Genomic DNA, 17,207 nt, shown 5'->3' on the forward strand with positions numbered 1-17,207 from the left:
TACAGCATTTGGTCGCGTTATAAGCACCCCGTATCTTGTGGTTGAATGAAAGGCAGGCGATGAACAAACTGCAGGCGATGGAGGTTTTTGTGCAGGTAGTCGATGCCGGCGGCTTCTCCAAGGCCGCCGACAATATGCAGCTGCCGAAGGCCACCGTATCGACCGCCATCCAGCAGCTGGAAGCGGCCCTGTCCGTGAAACTGCTGCACCGCACGACGCGGCAGGTGACCGTGACGGCGGACGGCGCGGCCTACTACGAGCGCTGCCTGCGCATCCTGGCGGACGTGAAGGATGCCGAGGAATCGCTGTCGCGCACGCGCCTGTCGCCGGCCGGCCGCCTGCGCGTGGACTCGCCCACCGGCCTGGCCAGCGAGATCCTGATCCCCGCCCTGCCCGCCTTTTTCGAGCGCTATCCGGACATCCAGCTGGAACTGGGCAGCTCCGACCGCACCGTCGACCTGATCGAGGAAGGTGTCGACTGCGCCGTGCGCGGCGGCGCGCTGGCCGATTCGAACCTGATCGCGCGCCGCATCGGCATGATCCATTTCGTCACCTGCGCCGCGCCTTCGTACCTGGAACGCTACGGCGCCCCGCAGCATCCCCGCGAGCTGGAGCGGCACCGCTGCGTGAACTATTTTTCCGCCAAGACGGGCAAGGTGCTCGACTGGGATTTCACGAAGGACGGCGAACGCATCCAGGTGCCGATGCCCGGCGTGATCGCGCTGAACGATTCGAACGCCTACGTGCAGGCGGGCCTCGTCGGCCTCGGCGTGATCCAGATGACGGACTACCTGCTGCTGGAACACGTGCGCGCCGGCCGCATGGTGCAGCTGCTGGCGGACTGGCAGACGGACCCGCTGCCGGTGCACGTGGTCTATCCGCAGAACCGGCACCTGTCGGCCAAGGTGCGCGTGTTCGTCGAATGGGTCGCCGAGCTGTTCGCCAACCACCCCGCCATGCGCATCCACCGGCTGGCCCCCACGTTGCAGGAGGCGGCATGACAGCGACCACAATGACATCGACTACCGAGCACCTCGTCTTTCTCGACCGCGACAGCGTGATCGCCAATGTGCGCCGGCCGGCATTCGACCACACGTGGACGGAATACCCAGCCACCACCGCGCAGGATGCCGCCGAACGCCTGCGCGATGCGACGATCGCCATCACCAACAAGGTGCCGCTGCGCGCCGAGACGCTGGCGCGGCTGCCGAAGCTGCGCATGATCGCCGTGGCCGCGACCGGCACCGACATCATCGACCTGCCGGCGGCGCGCGAACGGGGAATCGTCGTCTCGAACATCCGCGACTATGCGTATGCGGCCGTGCCAGAGCACACCTTCGCGCTGATCCTAGCGCTGCGCCGCAACCTGGTGGCCTACCGCGCCGATGTCGAGGCGGGCAAGTGGGAAGGCGGCACGCGCTTCTGCCTGTTCGATCATCCGATCCGCGACCTGCATGGCAGCCGGCTTGGCCTGCTGGGCTATGGCGCGCTGGGCAGGCAGGTGGCGGCGATCGGCCGTGCCTTCGGCATGGCGATTGCCGTCCACAAGCGCACGCCGGTCGACGAGGCTGGCGTGATCAATGTGACCTTCGACGAGCTGCTGGCGACATCGGACGTGCTGTCGCTGCACGCGCCCCTGAGCGCGGCCACGCGCAACCTGATCGGCGCGGCGGAACTGGCGCGCATGAAGCGCACGGCGCTCCTGATCAACACGGCGCGCGGCGGCCTGGTCGACGAGGCGGCGCTGGCGACGGCGCTGACGGAAGGGGTGATCGCGGGCGCGGGCTTCGATGTGCTGACGCAGGAGCCGCCGCCGCCGGACAATCCGCTGCTCCGCCTGCGGCTGCCGAATTTCCTTCTCACGCCGCACAATGCGTGGGCCAGCCAGGAAGCCATGCAGGGCCTGGCCGACCAGCTGATCGGCAATGTCGAAGCATTCGTGCGCGGCGCGCCGGTGAACGTCGTCACCTGACGGCTTCGCAGGCCGCACCGGCACCGTGGCTGCTGCGCGCATGGCGGTGGCCGTGACGCGAGCACGTGCGCCGGCGGGACGAATGCCGGTGACGGCGGCCCGCGCCTCATCCTAGAATGCGTCGATACCAACCACCTCGACGCCACATGACCTCTTCCAAACGCCGTACCCTGCTGCTGGCTGCCGCCGTCACGCCATTCATCCATTCGTTCGCTTCGGCAGCGACGCCACCGGACTTCGCCGCCATCGAAAGGGATCTCGGCGGCCGCCTGGGTGTCGCCGCCATCGACCTCGCGACGGGCAGGATCGCCGGCAACCGCCAGGACGAACGCTTCCCCATGGCCAGCACCTTCAAGGCAACCCTGGCTGCGGCAATGCTGGCACGCGACGCCCGCGAGCCGGGTTTCATCGACAAGCGGCTGCGCTACACGAAGGCGGACCTGCTCAGCTACGCGCCGGTGACCAGCAAGCACGTGGAGGACGGCATGACGGTCGCCGAACTGTGTGCGGCCACCGTGCAACTGAGCGACAACACGGCGGCCAACGTGCTGCTGAAGGAACTGGGCGGCCCGCAGGCCGTGACGGCGTTCGCACGCAGCATCGGCGACACCACGTTCCGCCTCGACCGCTGGGAGCCCGAGCTGAACGCCGCGCTGGCCGGCGACGCGCGCGACACCACCACGCCGCTGGCCATGGCACGCACGCTGCAGAAGCTGCTGGTGGGCGACGGCCTGCCCGCGCCGCAGCGCCGCCAGCTGAACGACTGGATGATCGGCACGACGACGGGCGACAAGCGCATTCGCGCCGCCGCGCCAGCCGGCTGGCAGGTCGGGGACAAGACGGGCACCGGCGGCTACGGCAGCACCAACGATATCGGCATCGCCTACCCGCCGGCCGGCAGCACGGGACGCGGCCCCGTCGTCATCGCCATCTACACGCACCAGCCGGCGAAGGATGCGCCGGTACGCGAGGACATCGTGGCGGCGGCGGCGCGGGCGGCGTTTGCCGCGCTGGGGATACGGTAAGTCGACGCCGCGTTTGCCGCGCTGGATACGGTAAGGCGACGCCGGCCTTTGCTGCGCCGCGGATCCGGCAAATCAACGCCGGCCTTTGCTGCGCAGGCCCCGGTCGGTGACCGGTGCCCGACACCCGGGCCGGTGTCGGACCCCAGCCACGCCGACGGCTGCTCGCATGCCGCAGGCACCTTTTACAGGCCACCTGCAGTGCCTGGCCTCCGACACCAGCTCCACCGGAGTCCGGCACCGGTATCTGGTCACCGCAGCCGTCCCGCGCGCAACGCCTCGGCCAGCGCCCTCAAGCCGTCGGGAACGTCCCCGGCAGCAGAATCCTGCGATCGACATCGCGGATATCGCGCAATCCGCAGAACGCCATCGTCAGATCGAGTTCCTTCTGCAGGATCTCCAGGCACTTCGTCACGCCCGCCTCGCCCATGGCACCGAGCCCGTACAGGAACGGCCGGCCGATATAGACGCCCTTCGCGCCCAGCGCCACGGCCTTGATGATGTCCTGCCCGGAGCGGATGCCGCCATCCATGTGCACCTCGATGCCGTCGCCCACCGCCTCGACGATGGCCGGCAGCGCGGCGATCGACGTCTGCGCGCCATCGAGCTGGCGGCCGCCGTGGTTGGAGACGATCAGCGCATCGGCGCCGCTGTCACGGGCCAGGCGCGCATCCTCGACATCCATGATGCCCTTGATGATCAGCTTGCCACCCCACAGCTTCTTGATCCATTCCACGTCCTTCCACGACAGGGTCAGGTCGAACTGGTTGGCGGTCCACGACGACAGCGAAGACATGTCCGCAACCTTCGGCGCATGGCCGACGATATTGCCGAAGTAGCGGCGCTTCGTGCCCAGCATGCCCATGCACCAGCGCGGCTTCGTCGCCATGTTGACGATGTTCGGCAGCGTCAGTTTCGGCGGCGCGGACAGGCCGTTGCGGATGTCCTTGTGGCGCTGGCCCAGCACCTGCAGGTCCAGCGTCAGCACCAGGGCGGAGCAGTTCGCGGCGCGCGCGCGCTCGATCAGGCGGGCGATGAAGTCGCGGTCCTTCATCACGTACAGCTGGAACCAGAACGGCTTCGTGGTGTGCGCCTCCACGTCCTCGATGGAGCAGATGCTCATCGTCGACAGCGTGAAGGGCACGCCGAATTTTTCCGCCGCGCGGGCCGCCAGGATCTCGCCATCCGCGTGCTGCATGCCCGTCAGGCCGGTCGGCGCCAGCGCCACCGGCATCGCGACCGGCTGGCCGATCATCTCGGTGGCCAGCGTGCGGTTCGACATGTCCACCGCCACGCGCTGGCGGAACTTGATCGGTGCGAATTCGGTATTGTTGGCGCGGTAGGTGGATTCGGTCCAGGAACCGGAATCGGCATAGTCGTAGAACATGCGGGGCACGCGCTGTTTCGCCAGCAGGCGCAGGTCTTCGATGCAGGTGACGATCGGCATGGATGCTCCAGGAGGTGGTAACCCCCGATGATCGGCGATTTCGGCGGCACTGCCAAGACCGGATCAGGACCGCTCAGGAAACGCTCAGGAAATTGACCATACAAAATGGCAATTCGATGCGGGCTGCATGTCAAGAGAATCAAATGCCGAAAAAGCGGGCGCAGAATGCGAAAAGGGACCGGTTTTATCCGGTCCCTCTTCTTCTTACTGGTGCGGCTGGCAGGAATCGAACCCACGACCCCTTGGTTCGTAGCCAAGTACTCTATCCAGCTGAGCTACAGCCGCAAAACTTATTTACTGCCCATATGGCGACCCACATGGCATTGCCGAAGGCTGGTGCCTACGTTGAAACTGGTGCGGCTGGCAGGAATCGAACCCACGACCCCTTGGTTCGTAGCCAAGTACTCTATCCAGCTGAGCTACAGCCGCAATGAAACTCCGTGAAACAGGACTTCCGTAAAACTATCATGACTGCCGCCGCGCTCGGCGCACGGCAGTCGTGCATTTCCTTGCTGCTCCGAGAGACCTTCCGGTGCCTCGTAAAATCTGGTGCGGCTGGCAGGAATCGAACCCACGACCCCTTGGTTCGTAGCCAAGTACTCTATCCAGCTGAGCTACAGCCGCAATTTGCTGCGTCGGCATTGTACCGGATTCATTACGGCTTGGAAAGCTTGTTTTAATCTCTCGATCGCCACCCGTTTTCCGCGCCAGAACGGCATCCGTTCCGCCTTTCCCTTCACGACGTTGCCGTTCGAGGAGGCAGGATTATAGGAAGAACTTGTCCGCTTGTCCAGAGCGAATTGCGAATGGCCTGTCGCGGTGGTGGCACCGATCTTCACGGGAGGATCGAAAAGCATGGCGGCGGCACGGGACAGTTTGTCAGCCACCGCTCTTATCCTTGGTGTACGATGCTGAAGCCTGATAACAACACAACAATGTTCGAAGCACAATTGCAATGACCATTCCTCGGAGACATTCCCTATGACGAGCGCTTCCGCATCGCAGAGCGTCGCCGCACTTGGCGCGGTCGACTGGTCGCGCACGGATGTGGGCTCGCCGGCCGGCTGGTCGCCCGCGCTGCGCGCCGCCGTCGACATCATGCTCAACTCGCCGCTGCCCGCCGTGCTGCTGTGGGGGCGCCAGCAGGTGATGCTGCTGAACCAGCCGTATGCCACCCTCACGGGGAGCCCCACGCAACCGCCGGGCGGCCGCATCCCCGCCATGCAGCCAGCCGCGTGGAGCTGGAACCCGCGCGCCCTCGAAGGCGCATGGGGCGGCGAGGCGCAGCTGTTCCGCGGCCAGGTGCTGCAGCTGTGGCGCAGCGATGGCATGAGCGAACAATGCTTCGACCTGTACTACACGCCGCTGCGCGACGGCACGGACGAGGTGGCAGGCATCCTGTGCACGCTGGCGCCGCCTGCCGCCAGCAGCGCGCCGGCGGCCGAGCGTTCGCTGCGCATGCTGGTGGTGGAAGACAATCTGGATGCCCAGTACCTCGTCTGCGAGATGCTGCGCGCGATCGGGCACGAAGTCGACGCGGCGTCGGATGGCGAGAGCGCCCTGCAGCAGCTGGAAGCGGGCAGCTTCGACCTGCTGTTCTCGGACGTCAGCCTGCCCGGCATGTCCGGCGTCGAACTGGCCCGCCAGGCGGTCGCCCGCTGGCCAGGGCTGCAGGTGATCTTCGCTTCCGGCTACAGCGGCGCGCTGACGCAGCAGCTCGAGTTCCACGCCGAAGCGATCCAGAAGCCGTATGACATCGAACAGTTGCAGGCGATCCTCGAACGCATCGCCGCGCGCATCGGTGGCTGAGCCGGAACGCCGCATGGCGGCACGCTCCGGCCGCCCGGGCGCCCGGCCAGGACGGCAGGTCAACCGTGCGTACCCCTGCTGCAGCGGGACGCTACAATCGGTCCAGGTGACCCCGCCGGCGCCGCTATGACTCACGTTCCGACCATCTCATGATCTTTTCAACCGGGGGCTCCCCTTCCGATGCAGACCCGATGCGCCCCAGCCAGGACGCCGGCGATGCCGCGCGCACTGCGCCGGCCTGGCTGGGCGCCGTCCTGGAAGGCATCACCGACGGCCTGGCCGTGGTGGACAGCGACTGGACGATCACCTACCTGAACAGCCAGGCCGGCGCAGCGCTGCTGCCGGCCGGCGCGGCGCCGGCGCCCTTCCTGGGGCAGGCACTGTGGACCGCCCTCCCCGGCCTGGCCGGCACCGTGTTCGAAACGCGGCTGCGACAGGCCATGGCGGAACGCCACAGCACCGATTTCGAGGTCTATTATGTGCCGCGCCAGCGCTGGCTGGAAGTGCGCGCCTACCCGTCCGCCGAGGGCCTCGCCTTCACGCTGCAGGATATCCACCAGCGCAAGGTGGAGGAACGGCTGCTGCGCGAAAGCGGCAACCGCCTGCAGGTGGCCATGGCCGCCGGCAAGCTGGGCGAATGGACCTGGGATGCGCGCAGCGGCAATGTGTCCCTGGGCCGGCGCGCCGCCGAGATCTTCGAGCTGCCGGCCGATACGCCGGTGCCCTGGAGCGAGCTGCGCGAACGCCAGGCTCCGGAAGACCGCGATGCCGCGCGCGTCGTGTTTGCCCAGGCCTACCTGACGCACAGCGACTTCGATATCGAGTGCCGCATCACGCGAAGCGACGGCCAGCGCTGCTGGGTTTCCGTCGTCGGCCACGGCAACTACGACGATGCCGGCGAACTGCTCGGCATGACCGGCATGGTGCAGGACATCACCGCCCGCCGCGCCGCCGAGGAGGCCCTGAAGACCAGCGAAGAACAGCTGCGCGCGCTGGCCGATTCGATCCCGCAGCTGGCCTGGATCGCCGGCTCGGACGGCGGCATGATGTGGTACAACCGCCGCTGGTACGAATACACGGGGCTCGACCCGGCCGCCACCCGCGAGGACGACTGGTCGCGCGTGTACGAACCCGAGTGCATGCCGGCCATCCTGGAGCGCTGGAACGCCTCGCTGCGCAGCGGCCAGCCGTTCGAGATGGAATTCCCGATCCTCGGTGCGGACGGCCAGTACCGCTGGTTCCTCACGCGCGCCAATCCGGTACGCGCCGCCGATGGCCGCACGCTGCGCTGGTTCGGCACCAGCACCGACGTGGACCAGGTCAAGCGCGCCCAGGAGGCGCTGCGCGACGAATCGGCCGTGCTGGAACTGCTCAATACCACCGGGAATGCACTGGCGCGCCACCGCGACCTGCACCCGCTGCTGCAGGAAGTGACGGATGCCGCCACCCGCATCAGCGGCGCGCGCTTCGGCGCCTTCTTCTACAACAATGTGAGCGACCAGGGGCTGCACGACAGCGATGCGCTGACGCTGTACACGCTGTCCGGCCAGCCGCCGGCGGCCTATGGCAACCTGTCGCGCACCAGCGCGGCGGCGCTGTTCGGGGACACGCTGAGCGGCGCCTCGATCACCCGCTGCGACGATCTGCAGCAGCAGCCGCAGTGCGCGCCCTCCCTCGATCCACGCCATGCGGAACAGATGCGCAGCTACCTGGCCGCCCCCGTCACGTCGCGCGACGGTTCGGTGGTCGGCTCGCTGCTGTTCGGCCATCCGGAGCCGGACATGTTCTCGGAACGCACCGAGCGCATCATCGGCGGCATTGCGGCACAGGCCGGCGTGGCGATCGACAACGCCCGGCTGAACGAAGCGGCGCGCCAGGCGGCCGAGGAGCGCATCGCCCTGCTCGACAGCGAACGCAATGCGCGCGCCGAGGCCGAGCGCACCAGCCAGATGAAGGACGAGTTCCTGGCCACGCTGTCGCACGAACTGCGCACGCCACTGACGGCCATCCTCGGCTGGTCGCAGGTGCTGCGCCGCGGCAGCCGCGGCGAGGCCGACCTGCAGAAAGGCCTGCAGACCATCGAACGCAATGCCCGCGCCCAGGCCCAGCTGATCGAGGACCTGCTGGACATGAGCCGCATCATGTCGGGCAACGTGCTGCTCGACATGCGGGCCGTGGCGCCGTCGATGATTGCCGACGCGGCCATCGAGACGGTGCGTCCGGCGGCGGCGGCGAAGAACATCCGCATCGAGCGGGACGACGGCCCGTGCGGCATGGTCGCGGCCGATCCGGCGCGCCTGCAGCAGGTGCTGTGGAACCTGCTGTCGAACGCCATCAAGTTCACCCAGCGCGATGGCGTGGTGCGCGTGGCAGTGCGCGAGTCGGAGGGGCACGCCGAAATCATCGTGGCCGACAGCGGCATCGGCATCCGGCCGGAATTCCTGGCCCACGCCTTCGAGCGCTTCCGCCAGGCCGATGCCTCGACGACGCGGCGCCACGGCGGCCTGGGCCTCGGCCTGTCCATCGTCAAGCACCTCGTCGAGCAGCATGGCGGCACGGTGTCGGCGGCCAGCGGCGGCGAAGGCCATGGCGCCACGTTCACCGTGCGGCTGCCGCTGACCACCGGGCTGGCCACGGGCGAGCGCTCCACCCGCCCTGCCCCGGCCGCCGGAGAAGCCCTCCCGGCCACGGCCGAGAGCATGCGCGACCTGGCCGGCCTGCGGGTGCTGGTGGTCGACGACGAACCGGACACGCGGGAGCTGATCAAGCGCGTGCTGTCGGACTGCAATGCCCAGGTCCTGACGGCCAGCAGCGCGCAGGAGGCGCTGCAGAGGTTGCCGCAATGGCATCCGGAACTGCTGCTGTCCGATATCGGCATGCCTGAAATGGACGGATTCGAGCTGCTGGCCCAGGTACGCGCACTGGCGCCGGAGGCCGGCGGTGGCGTGCCGGCCATCGCGCTGACGGCCTTTGCCCGCAGCGAGGACCGGCTGCGCGTGCTGGAAGCAGGCTTTACGGACCACATCGCCAAGCCGGTCGAACCATCCGAACTCGTTGCCGCGGTCGCCCTGGCCGCCGCACGCCGCCGCCTGCCGGGGACCCGCGCGTGATTCCTTATGCGTTTATCGCATAAGGAAATGAAAGTTCCTTGCAGCGCGCACGTTTGTTAAAGACAACACTTAAGTCTATTAATTAATTTATAATCCGAAGCGAGTCCTACCGTACAACGCGGCAATGTCCTACAAGAAACTTGTCGGGTGTTTGATAGACTCGGGAGATAGAAAATTCTATCCAAGACAAGAATTTTTTAATACGTGCGCCGCAGCAAATTCTACGGCGCTAGACTTAGTGTTCCGCTCCGGCCCAACCAATGCCGGGGCCCGTATTGCGAGACAACTATGCCCAGCCCGGATGAGATCCTCAACGCCAAGATACTGGTCGTAGACGACTGCGCGGACAATGTCGACCTGATGCTCGAGATTCTCCGCGAAGCCGGCTACGCCAACGTCACGGCCACCATGCTGCCCGATCAGGTCTGTGCCCTGCATCGCCAGCATAACTACGATCTGATCCTGCTGGACCTGCAGATGCCCGGCCTGAACGGCTTCCAGGTCATGAAGGGCCTGAAGGAAATCGAACAGGAAGGCTACCTGCCCGTGCTGGCACTCACCGCGCAGCCGAGCTTCAAGATCGCCGCGCTAAAAGCCGGTGCCCGCGACTTCATCAGCAAGCCGTTCGACCTGCTCGAAGTACACAAGCGCATCCACAACATGCTGGAAGTGCGCCTGCTCTACAAGGAGCTGGCGCAGTACAGCCGCAAGCAGCAGGAACTGGCGCTGCACGACCCGCTGACGGGCTTGCCGAACCGCCGCCTGCTGGAAGACCGCATCGAGACCACCGTCCAGCACGCCGTGCGCCACCAGCGCAAGGCGGCCGTGATGTATCTCGACCTGGACGGCTTCAAGGGCATCAACGACACCCACGGCCACGCCTATGGCGACGAGATCCTGAAGCAGGTCGCCCAGCGGCTGGTCGGCTCGTCCCGCAAGGAAGACACGGTGGCGCGCGTGGGCGGCGATGAATTCGTGATCGTGCTGGGCGATGTGAATGGCCTGAACGATGCACGCGAGCCGGCCTCGAAGCTGATCGAAGTCGTGTCGGAACCCTACCTCGTGAACGGCCTGACGCTGCGCCTGTCCACCTCGATCGGCATCGCGCTGTTCCCGGACAATGCCGACAGCGTGAGCGAACTGATCCACGCCGCCGACAATGCGCTGTACGACGCCAAGCGCTCCGGCAAGAACCGCTATTGCGCCGCACCAGGCGGCCCGTCGTCGTCCGCACCGGCGCCCGCGCCGCTGTCGCTGAAAAGCGTGGCAACGACCGCCGCCTGACGGCCATGACGAAGGGGAGCAGGCCGCATGCGGCCTGCTTCCCTTTGCGCCGTGCCGTACGCCGGTCGCACGGCAGTCCGCATCTCGCCAGCCTCGAACAGCAACGCTCGCAACCCGCGGCACGCACCATCCGCTCGACAAGACGACGTCCGCCTTCGGCGGCTGTCAAAAACAAAACGGGGCGCACCCTTGCAGGTGCGCCCCGGTTTCCAGACCCTTACGCATCAACCGATCAATGCGCAGCCTGTTCCTTTTCCTTGCCGGTTTCGGTCGACTCTTCGGTCTTGTGCGCATGCTGGTGGTCGAACTGCGCGTCCACCTTCTCGGGCGGCACTTCGATGCGCGTGATGCCCGCATCGACGGAGATCGGATCGCTGGCGGGGAACGTCATCTCCACGGCGTCGTCCAGCAGTTCTTCCTTGGCCTTCTCGTGCGGCTGCATCTGCTCTTCGGCCGCCAGCGTGGCGATCGCGGAGGCCCACTTGATGAAGCTCAGGTTGGCCAGTTCGCCCACGGTGGTGACACCGAAGGCGGTCTGCAATGCCTGCGCGCCCTCTTCGCCGACACCGTTCAGCGCGCTGACCGGCGCATTGGCCAGGTCGCGGAAGCATTTACCCAGATAGTCCTTACCCACGACGGTATCGATATTCATGATCGGCATCCTTTCCTTGTGTTGGCTCGTTCAATGATTCCACTATGTCACGCGGCGGATGCCATGTATGTGCGCAATCGAACAATACCGGACCCGTCCCGGGCGGCGTTCAATTGCCGTGTGGACTTTTGACTTTGCCATAGGGGGTTGCTATGATCGATCAGATGTTTGTCTTACAGAATTGTTTCACTCATTAAACTGTGTGGCTCAGCGTGCCCAAACCAGACAAACCAAAAATACTGGTCGTCAATGATGACGCCAACAGCCTGTTCGCCCTGACGAGTCTGCTCGACCAGTGGGCCGAGCAGGAGTCGTACGAAGTCATCGCGGCCCGGAGCGGCGAAGAGGCGCTGCGCCAGGTGCTGATGCACGACTTCGCCGTGATCCTGCTCGACGTGAACATGCCGGGCATGGACGGCTTCGAGACGGCCGAGGCGATCCACCAGCGCGAGCGTTCCGCGAATGTCCCCATCATCTTCATCACGGCCTTCGTGGCCGATGAGCTGGACCGCCTGAAGGCCTACCAGAAAGGCGCGGCCGACTTCCTCTTCACCCCGGTGATCCCGCAGATCCTGCACGCCAAGATCACGGTGTTCGTGGCGCTGGCGATGAAGAACGAGGAACTGAAACGCCAGGCGCGCCAGCTGAGCCAGCGCACCACGGACCTCGTCAGCAGCAACAAGCGGCTGCTGCAGGAAATCGAGGAGCGCAAGGTGGCCGAGCGCCAGAACCATGCGAAGGACGAGTTCCTGGCCATGCTGGGGCACGAGCTGCGCAACCCGCTGTCGGCCATCAGCAGCGCCGCGTCGCTGCTCGGCCTGCCTGCCGTGACGCCCGATGCGGCCGTGCGCGCGAAGAAGATCATCCAGCGCCAGAGCCAGCACCTGGGCCGCATCGTCGACGACCTGCTGGACCTGTCGCGCGCGATGTCCGGCAAGATCCTGCTGAACCGCGCACCCGTCGACGTGGCGGCGCTGTTCGGCAACTGCCTGGAAACCTACCGCAGCACGGGCCGCACCGCCGACTACGACCTGCACGTGCAGCTCGACAGCGGCTGGGTCGATGGCGACGTGACGCGCCTGGAACAGATCTTCTCGAACCTGCTCGACAATGCGCTGAAATACACGCCGCCCGGCGGCGTGATCGACGTGATGCTCGAACTGGAAGACGACGAAGTGGTGCTGACGGTGCATGACACCGGTGTCGGCATCGCCCCGGAACTGCTGCCGCACGTGTTCGACGTGTTCGTGCAGGGCACCAGCACGCTGGACCGCGCACAGGGCGGCCTCGGCATCGGCCTGTCGCTGGTGCGGCGGCTGGCCGAACTGCATGGCGGCAGCGTGGAGGCCGACAGCGCCGGCCCCGGCGAAGGCAGCACCTTCCTGATCCGCCTGCCACGCACCGAACGTATCACTGAATCCAACCAGCCCATGATGAACACGATAGAACAGTCCAAGCCCAACGTATTGCTGATCGAGGATAACGACGACGGCCGTGAAATGATGGCGATGATGCTGTCCTGCTACGGCTACGAAGTGCGCCATGCGGCCGACGGCCTGCAGGGCCTGGCGGTGGCACAGGAATACCATCCCGGCGTCGCCCTCGTCGACATCGGCCTGCCCGGCATCGACGGCTACGAAGTGGCGCGCCGCCTGCGCGCCGATCCCGACACGCAGAACATCCGCCTCATCGCGCTGACCGGCTACGGCCTGGCCGAGGACCAGCGCCGCGTGCTGGAAGCGGGCTTCGACATGCACCTGGTGAAACCGGTGGATATCGACAGCCTGATGAAAGCCATCGCCTCGCTGACGCAGGGCGCCGCCGAACCGGCCGTCGCCACCGCGAAGCCGTAAGCATCCGGAATCCGGGTCGCCGGGGTCCGGCCCACAGCGCCCGGTACCGTCGAGGCGTGGCGACCGGTGCCGCGGGCCTGACCCCAGCAGTAACCGTCCGCGCACCGCAGTGCCCTTTCGCACCGCGAACGCCACCCCGGCACAAACAAAAATCCCGCGGCACCTTCAGGCACCGCGGGATGTCACGTGACACAGAAGGCGCTTACGCCGTCGGCTGCGCCGTGTACTTCACCTTCGCCTGCATCTCGGCAGCCGGCACTTCCGGCGGGATCTCCAGGATCTCGTCCTTGCGGGCCTGGATGCGCTCGCCCAGCTCCACGAAGTCCAGCTTGGCCTTGCGCGCTTCCGGGAACATCTCTTCTTCCTCTTCCTTCACGTGGTGGTCGATGTACTCGCCCAGCACTTTCACCTTTGCGTCGTACAGGTCGTCGTGCGGATCCATGCTGTGGATCTGCGCGATCAGGTCCTTGGCCGACGCGTGTTCGACGGTCGCCTCATCGACCATGTCGTCCGCATCGTCCACATCGGCGCGGACGGCCGGGTAGAAGATCTCTTCCTCGGCGATGGCGTGCTTGGTCAGCTCCAGGCAGATCTTCTCGGCCAGCTTCTGCTTCGTGGCGTACGCGCGGTCGCCCAGTTCTTCGTACTCCTTGAACATGGCCTTGACTTCGTCATGGTCCTTCTTCAGCAGGGCGATCGCGTCGAGGGGTTTGGCTGTGGCACTCATGGCTGCTCCTTGTGGGGTGATCGGTAAAATGCGTTCGAGGACTCCAGATTGCGCGCGTTCGCCACCGCTGACTGTGCGGCAGCACACGATAGTGCCGGTGCGACATTTCGCGGAAAGCTCATGTATCATCGGCCTGTTACCGTAAGGCTAAAAACCAAGATCAACCATGCCCGACGAAATCAATCACCAGGCCCAGAGCGCCGAGACCGCACCCGCCACCGACCTGTCCGACCTGCTGGGCCATGTCGTCAACAGCTGGGACAATGAAAAGCGCGGCCTCGCGCGCCAGATGCACGACAGCCTCGGCTCGTCGCTGACGGCGCTGACGATGCACCTTGGCCTGCTCACGGCCAAGCTGCCGGCCGACAGCAAGCCGCTGCACGACCGCGCCGCGCAGATGAAGAACCTGCTGCACACGATCATCGAGAACAACCGCCAGATGCAGCACAAGCTGTGGAACGACAAGCTCGAATTCCTCGGCATCAAGGTCGCCATCTCGGAACTGGTGGCGCAGTTCGGCCAGCAGTACCAGATCACCGCGCGCAGCAGCCTGCCTGACGACGAGCCCACCTATCCGCGTGAGGTGGGCGTGGTGCTGCTGCGGGTTGCCGAACAGGGCCTGTCGAACGTGGCGGCCCATTCGGGCGCGACCGAAGTGGATGTGATCATCGACGACAACGAAGATGAAATCATGCTGACGGTGCGCGATAACGGCCGCGGCCCCGCCCCCGAGGCCCAGCAGTCGCGCCAGTTCGGCCTGCGCCTGCTGCGGGAACGGGCCCGTCTGCTGGGCGGCGCGCTGACGCTGGCCGCCCACCCGGACGGCGGCACGGTCCTCAGCGTGGTATTGCCGAAGGTGCCCGCCGCAGCTACCTGACGGCGCCCGCGTGCATCAGCACCAGATGCGGTACAGCCAGTAGCTCTCATCCGTCTGCGCCAGGCGCACCAGTTCGCGCGGGCTGGTGCCGACCAGCTCGCGCGCCTCGCGCGACAGGTGCGCCTGGTCCGCGTAGCCGCCGCGCGCCGCCACATCCGACAGCGACAGCTGCCCGTCCCGCTCCTCTTCGCGCGCCGCCAGCAGCGATGCCTCGACCCGTGCCAGCCGGCGCAGCGTGCGCAGCGGATGGCCGGCCCAGGCCCGCACGCGCCGCTCGGCCATGCGTGCGCTGCGGCCCGCACCAGCCGCCGCTGCGCGTGCCGCCAGCACCTGCAGCCAGTCGCGCAGCGGTGCCCATGCCCGTCCCTCGTCGCCACGCACCGATTGCCAGCGCGGTGCCAGCCAATCCTCCAGCAGCGTGATGCGCAAGGCGTCGTCCGGCGCGGCCAGCAGGGCGGCGCTCATGCCGGTCCACGCGTCGCCCAGCACGGTGCCCAGTGGCGCCATCCGGTCGATCTGTGCCGGCATGTCCAGGCCCGTCAGCCGCTGCAGCGCATCGGCGTAGAACAGCACGGTCAGCGTGTGCACCGGACCGGGATTGGCCGTCACGCACGGGGTGGTGCGCGGGCCGGAAAAGATCGCGTCGCCGGCCTGCGCCCCCGCTTCGGAAAAACCGGGCGCCACCAGCTGCGCGTGTCCCGCGATCACCCAGGTGATGGCGCAGAACGGCGTGGCGGGAAAACGGTTCAGGCGCTGGGGCGGGGGCAGCGGCGGCGCGTCCAGCGTGCTGCGCACCAGCCAGCCGCGCACGCATGAGGCCAGCGCCCTGCGCGGCGCCACCAGCCGCGCCACGGTCGAAGGAAGGTCGGGCGTCGTCATGCGACGATTGTAGCGTGTCGCAAACGTTCAAGACGGTGCGACTGGCCCTGCAGCACACTGGCGCCACCCTGCTACCGGAGTCCCCATGAGTGCCAGCACCCTGAACGATCCGCTGTCCGCCACGCGCGACATCGCCGACCTGCCCGGCCCGCGCGGCCTGCCGCTGCTGGGCAATGCGCTGCAGCTCTCGCCCGCCACCATCCACCTGACCATGGAACGCTGGAGCCGGCAGTACGGTCCGCTGTTCCGTGCACGGCTGGGACCGAACCGGGTGCTTGTGCTGTCCGACAGCGCCGCAATTGCCGCCGTGCTGCGCGACCGGCCCGACGGCTTCCGGCGCCCGGCCGTCACGGCCGACGTCTCGAATGAACTGGGCGGCAATCCGGGCGTGTTCCTGGCCGAGGGCGAGGCCTGGCGCCAGCAGCGCCGCATGGTGATGCACGGCTTTTCGCCGGCGGCGGTCAAGGCCTACCTGGGCCGGATGACGCAGGTCGCCGTGCGCCTGCAGCGGCGCTGGGATGACGCGGCAGCAGCGGGTGGCAGCGCCGACCTGTCGGGCGACATGAAGCGCTATGCCGTCGACGTGATCGCGGGACTGGCCTTCGGCGCCGATGTGGACACGGTGGCCAGCGGCGGCGATGCCATCCAGGGCCATGTGGAAGTGGTGCTGGCCGGCGTGGCGCGGCGCTCGCTCAGCCCCGTGCCGTACTGGCGCTGGCTGCGGCTGCCCGCCGAACGGCGCCTGGAACGCAGCGTGGCCGCGGTGCGCGCCGCCACGGACGGCTTCATCGCGCAGGCCCGCGCGGCGCTCGATGCCGACCCGGTACTGCGCCAGCAGCCGGCCAACCTGCTGCAGGCGATGCTGGCCGCCGCCGACCTGCCGGACAGCGGCGTCGATGACGTGACGGTCGCCGGCAATGTCAGCACGATGCTGCTGGCCGGCGAAGACACCACCTCCAGCGCGCTGGCCTGGCTGGTGTGGCTGCTGGCCCGGCATCCCGAGGCGCTGGCGCGCGCGCAGCAGGAAGTGCTGGCGCACGCGCCCGATGTCGCGGCCATGACGAAGGACGCGGCCGACGCGCTGCAATGGATCGAAGCGTGCACGCTGGAAGCGATGCGCCTGAAGCCGCCGGCACCGTTCCTGCCGCTGCAGGCGCTGCGCGACACCACCATCCTCGACGTGCGCGTGCCGAAGGACACGCTGGTGTGGTGCGTGATGCGGCATGACAGCGTGGACGCGGGGACGTTTCCCGAACCGGAACGGTTCCGGCCCGAGCGCTGGCTGCCCGGTGGCGATGCGGACCGCCAGGCGGCGCTGCCGTTCGGCGGCGGCCCGCGCATGTGCCCGGGCCGTTACCTGTCGCTGATGGAAGTGAAGGTGGCGCTGGCGGCCCTGCTGGGCCGCTTCGATGTGCTCGATGTGCGCACCGCCGACGGCGCCGCGCCGCGTGAGCGGATGGGCTTCGTGATGTCGCCCACGCCATTGACGATGACGCTGCGCGCGCGGCCACGCTGAACGCGCATGGAACAGCGCCCATGTCCTGGTGCCAGGCACCGGGACATGAACTCTTCAGC

At 67.1% G+C, this 17,207-nt stretch carries 14 protein-coding genes and 3 tRNA genes; 9 read left to right on the forward strand and 8 right to left on the reverse strand.

What is annotated here, in order from left to right:
* The first annotated feature begins 59 nt into the window (after positions 1 to 59).
* The 3 genes from IP91_RS03635 to bla all read left to right on the forward strand — a co-directional run bounded on the left by IP91_RS03635 (position 60) and on the right by bla (position 2,997).
* Entirely contained in the window at positions 60 to 1,001 is a 942-nt protein-coding gene (locus IP91_RS03635) for a LysR family transcriptional regulator (RefSeq protein WP_145647390.1), read from the forward strand.
* Complete coding sequence (locus IP91_RS03640; protein WP_145647391.1) at positions 998 to 1,972, forward strand: D-2-hydroxyacid dehydrogenase; 975 nt, start codon at positions 998 to 1,000, stop codon at positions 1,970 to 1,972. The genes IP91_RS03635 and IP91_RS03640 overlap by 4 nt, the downstream gene beginning before the upstream one ends.
* Before the next feature lie 146 nt (positions 1,973 to 2,118).
* Positions 2,119 to 2,997 (forward strand): class A beta-lactamase, encoded by an 879-nt coding sequence (gene bla / locus IP91_RS03645; RefSeq protein ID WP_145647392.1) that lies wholly within the window; start codon positions 2,119 to 2,121, stop codon positions 2,995 to 2,997.
* A gap of 289 nt (positions 2,998 to 3,286) precedes the next feature.
* Here bla and IP91_RS03650 read toward each other — a convergent pair whose 3' ends face one another.
* From IP91_RS03650 to IP91_RS03670, 5 genes are all read right to left on the reverse strand, one after another.
* Complete coding sequence (locus IP91_RS03650; protein WP_145647393.1) at positions 3,287 to 4,441, reverse strand: alpha-hydroxy acid oxidase; 1,155 nt, start codon at positions 4,439 to 4,441, stop codon at positions 3,287 to 3,289.
* A 208-nt stretch (positions 4,442 to 4,649) separates the two neighbouring features.
* A tRNA-Arg gene (locus IP91_RS03655) sits at positions 4,650 to 4,726 on the reverse strand.
* Positions 4,727 to 4,793: 67 nt separating this feature from the next.
* A tRNA-Arg gene (locus IP91_RS03660) sits at positions 4,794 to 4,870 on the reverse strand.
* A 118-nt stretch (positions 4,871 to 4,988) separates the two neighbouring features.
* A tRNA-Arg gene (locus IP91_RS03665) sits at positions 4,989 to 5,065 on the reverse strand.
* Entirely contained in the window at positions 5,056 to 5,328 is a 273-nt protein-coding gene (locus IP91_RS03670) for a hypothetical protein (RefSeq protein WP_145647394.1), read from the reverse strand. Before IP91_RS03670 ends, IP91_RS03665 begins: the two co-directional genes overlap by 10 nt.
* 94 nt (positions 5,329 to 5,422) lie before the next feature.
* Here IP91_RS03670 and IP91_RS03675 point away from each other — a divergent pair, with 94 nt between their 5' ends.
* The 3 genes from IP91_RS03675 (at position 5,423) to IP91_RS03685 (ending at position 10,644) form a co-directional block, all read left to right on the forward strand.
* Complete coding sequence (locus tag IP91_RS03675) at positions 5,423 to 6,250, forward strand: response regulator (protein WP_145647395.1); 828 nt, start codon at positions 5,423 to 5,425, stop codon at positions 6,248 to 6,250.
* Between the two features lie 191 nt (positions 6,251 to 6,441).
* Positions 6,442 to 9,360: a hybrid sensor histidine kinase/response regulator gene (locus tag IP91_RS03680; protein WP_145647396.1), complete on the forward strand. Its 2,919-nt coding sequence runs from the start codon at positions 6,442 to 6,444 to the stop codon at positions 9,358 to 9,360.
* 288 nt (positions 9,361 to 9,648) lie between these two features.
* Positions 9,649 to 10,644, forward strand: coding sequence for a diguanylate cyclase domain-containing protein (locus tag IP91_RS03685; RefSeq protein ID WP_145647397.1), 996 nt, complete (start codon positions 9,649 to 9,651; stop codon positions 10,642 to 10,644).
* A 232-nt stretch (positions 10,645 to 10,876) separates the two neighbouring features.
* On the opposite strand, the gene IP91_RS03690 is transcribed toward IP91_RS03685, so the two are convergent.
* Positions 10,877 to 11,296 carry a DNA polymerase Y subunit UmuC family protein gene (locus tag IP91_RS03690; protein WP_145647398.1) on the reverse strand — a complete coding sequence of 140 codons (420 nt, stop codon included), beginning with the start codon at positions 11,294 to 11,296 and terminating at the stop codon, positions 10,877 to 10,879.
* Between the two features lie 212 nt (positions 11,297 to 11,508).
* On the opposite strand from IP91_RS03690, the gene IP91_RS03695 reads away from it, so the two are divergent.
* Positions 11,509 to 13,149 carry a response regulator gene (locus IP91_RS03695; protein ID WP_145647399.1) on the forward strand — a complete coding sequence of 547 codons (1,641 nt, stop codon included), beginning with the start codon at positions 11,509 to 11,511 and terminating at the stop codon, positions 13,147 to 13,149.
* Between the two features lie 202 nt (positions 13,150 to 13,351).
* Here the strand turns inward: IP91_RS03695 and IP91_RS03700 are convergent, their stop codons facing one another.
* Positions 13,352 to 13,876, reverse strand: a complete 525-nt coding sequence (locus IP91_RS03700; protein ID WP_145647400.1) for a hemerythrin domain-containing protein — start codon at positions 13,874 to 13,876, stop codon at positions 13,352 to 13,354.
* A gap of 166 nt (positions 13,877 to 14,042) precedes the next feature.
* Between IP91_RS03700 and IP91_RS03705 the strand changes: the two genes are divergently transcribed.
* Complete coding sequence (locus IP91_RS03705; RefSeq protein WP_145647401.1) at positions 14,043 to 14,753, forward strand: sensor histidine kinase; 711 nt, start codon at positions 14,043 to 14,045, stop codon at positions 14,751 to 14,753.
* A gap of 15 nt (positions 14,754 to 14,768) precedes the next feature.
* Here IP91_RS03705 and IP91_RS26680 read toward each other — a convergent pair whose 3' ends face one another.
* Positions 14,769 to 15,632, reverse strand: a complete 864-nt coding sequence (locus IP91_RS26680) for a helix-turn-helix domain-containing protein (RefSeq protein WP_145647402.1) — start codon at positions 15,630 to 15,632, stop codon at positions 14,769 to 14,771.
* Between the two features lie 85 nt (positions 15,633 to 15,717).
* On the opposite strand from IP91_RS26680, the gene IP91_RS03715 reads away from it, so the two are divergent.
* Positions 15,718 to 17,148 carry a cytochrome P450 gene (locus IP91_RS03715; protein WP_145647403.1) on the forward strand — a complete coding sequence of 477 codons (1,431 nt, stop codon included), beginning with the start codon at positions 15,718 to 15,720 and terminating at the stop codon, positions 17,146 to 17,148.
* Positions 17,149 to 17,207 lie beyond the last annotated feature (59 nt).

The sequence above is a fragment of the Pseudoduganella lurida genome, from assembly GCF_007830455.1.
Taxonomy (GTDB): domain Bacteria; phylum Pseudomonadota; class Gammaproteobacteria; order Burkholderiales; family Burkholderiaceae_D; genus Rugamonas; species Rugamonas lurida.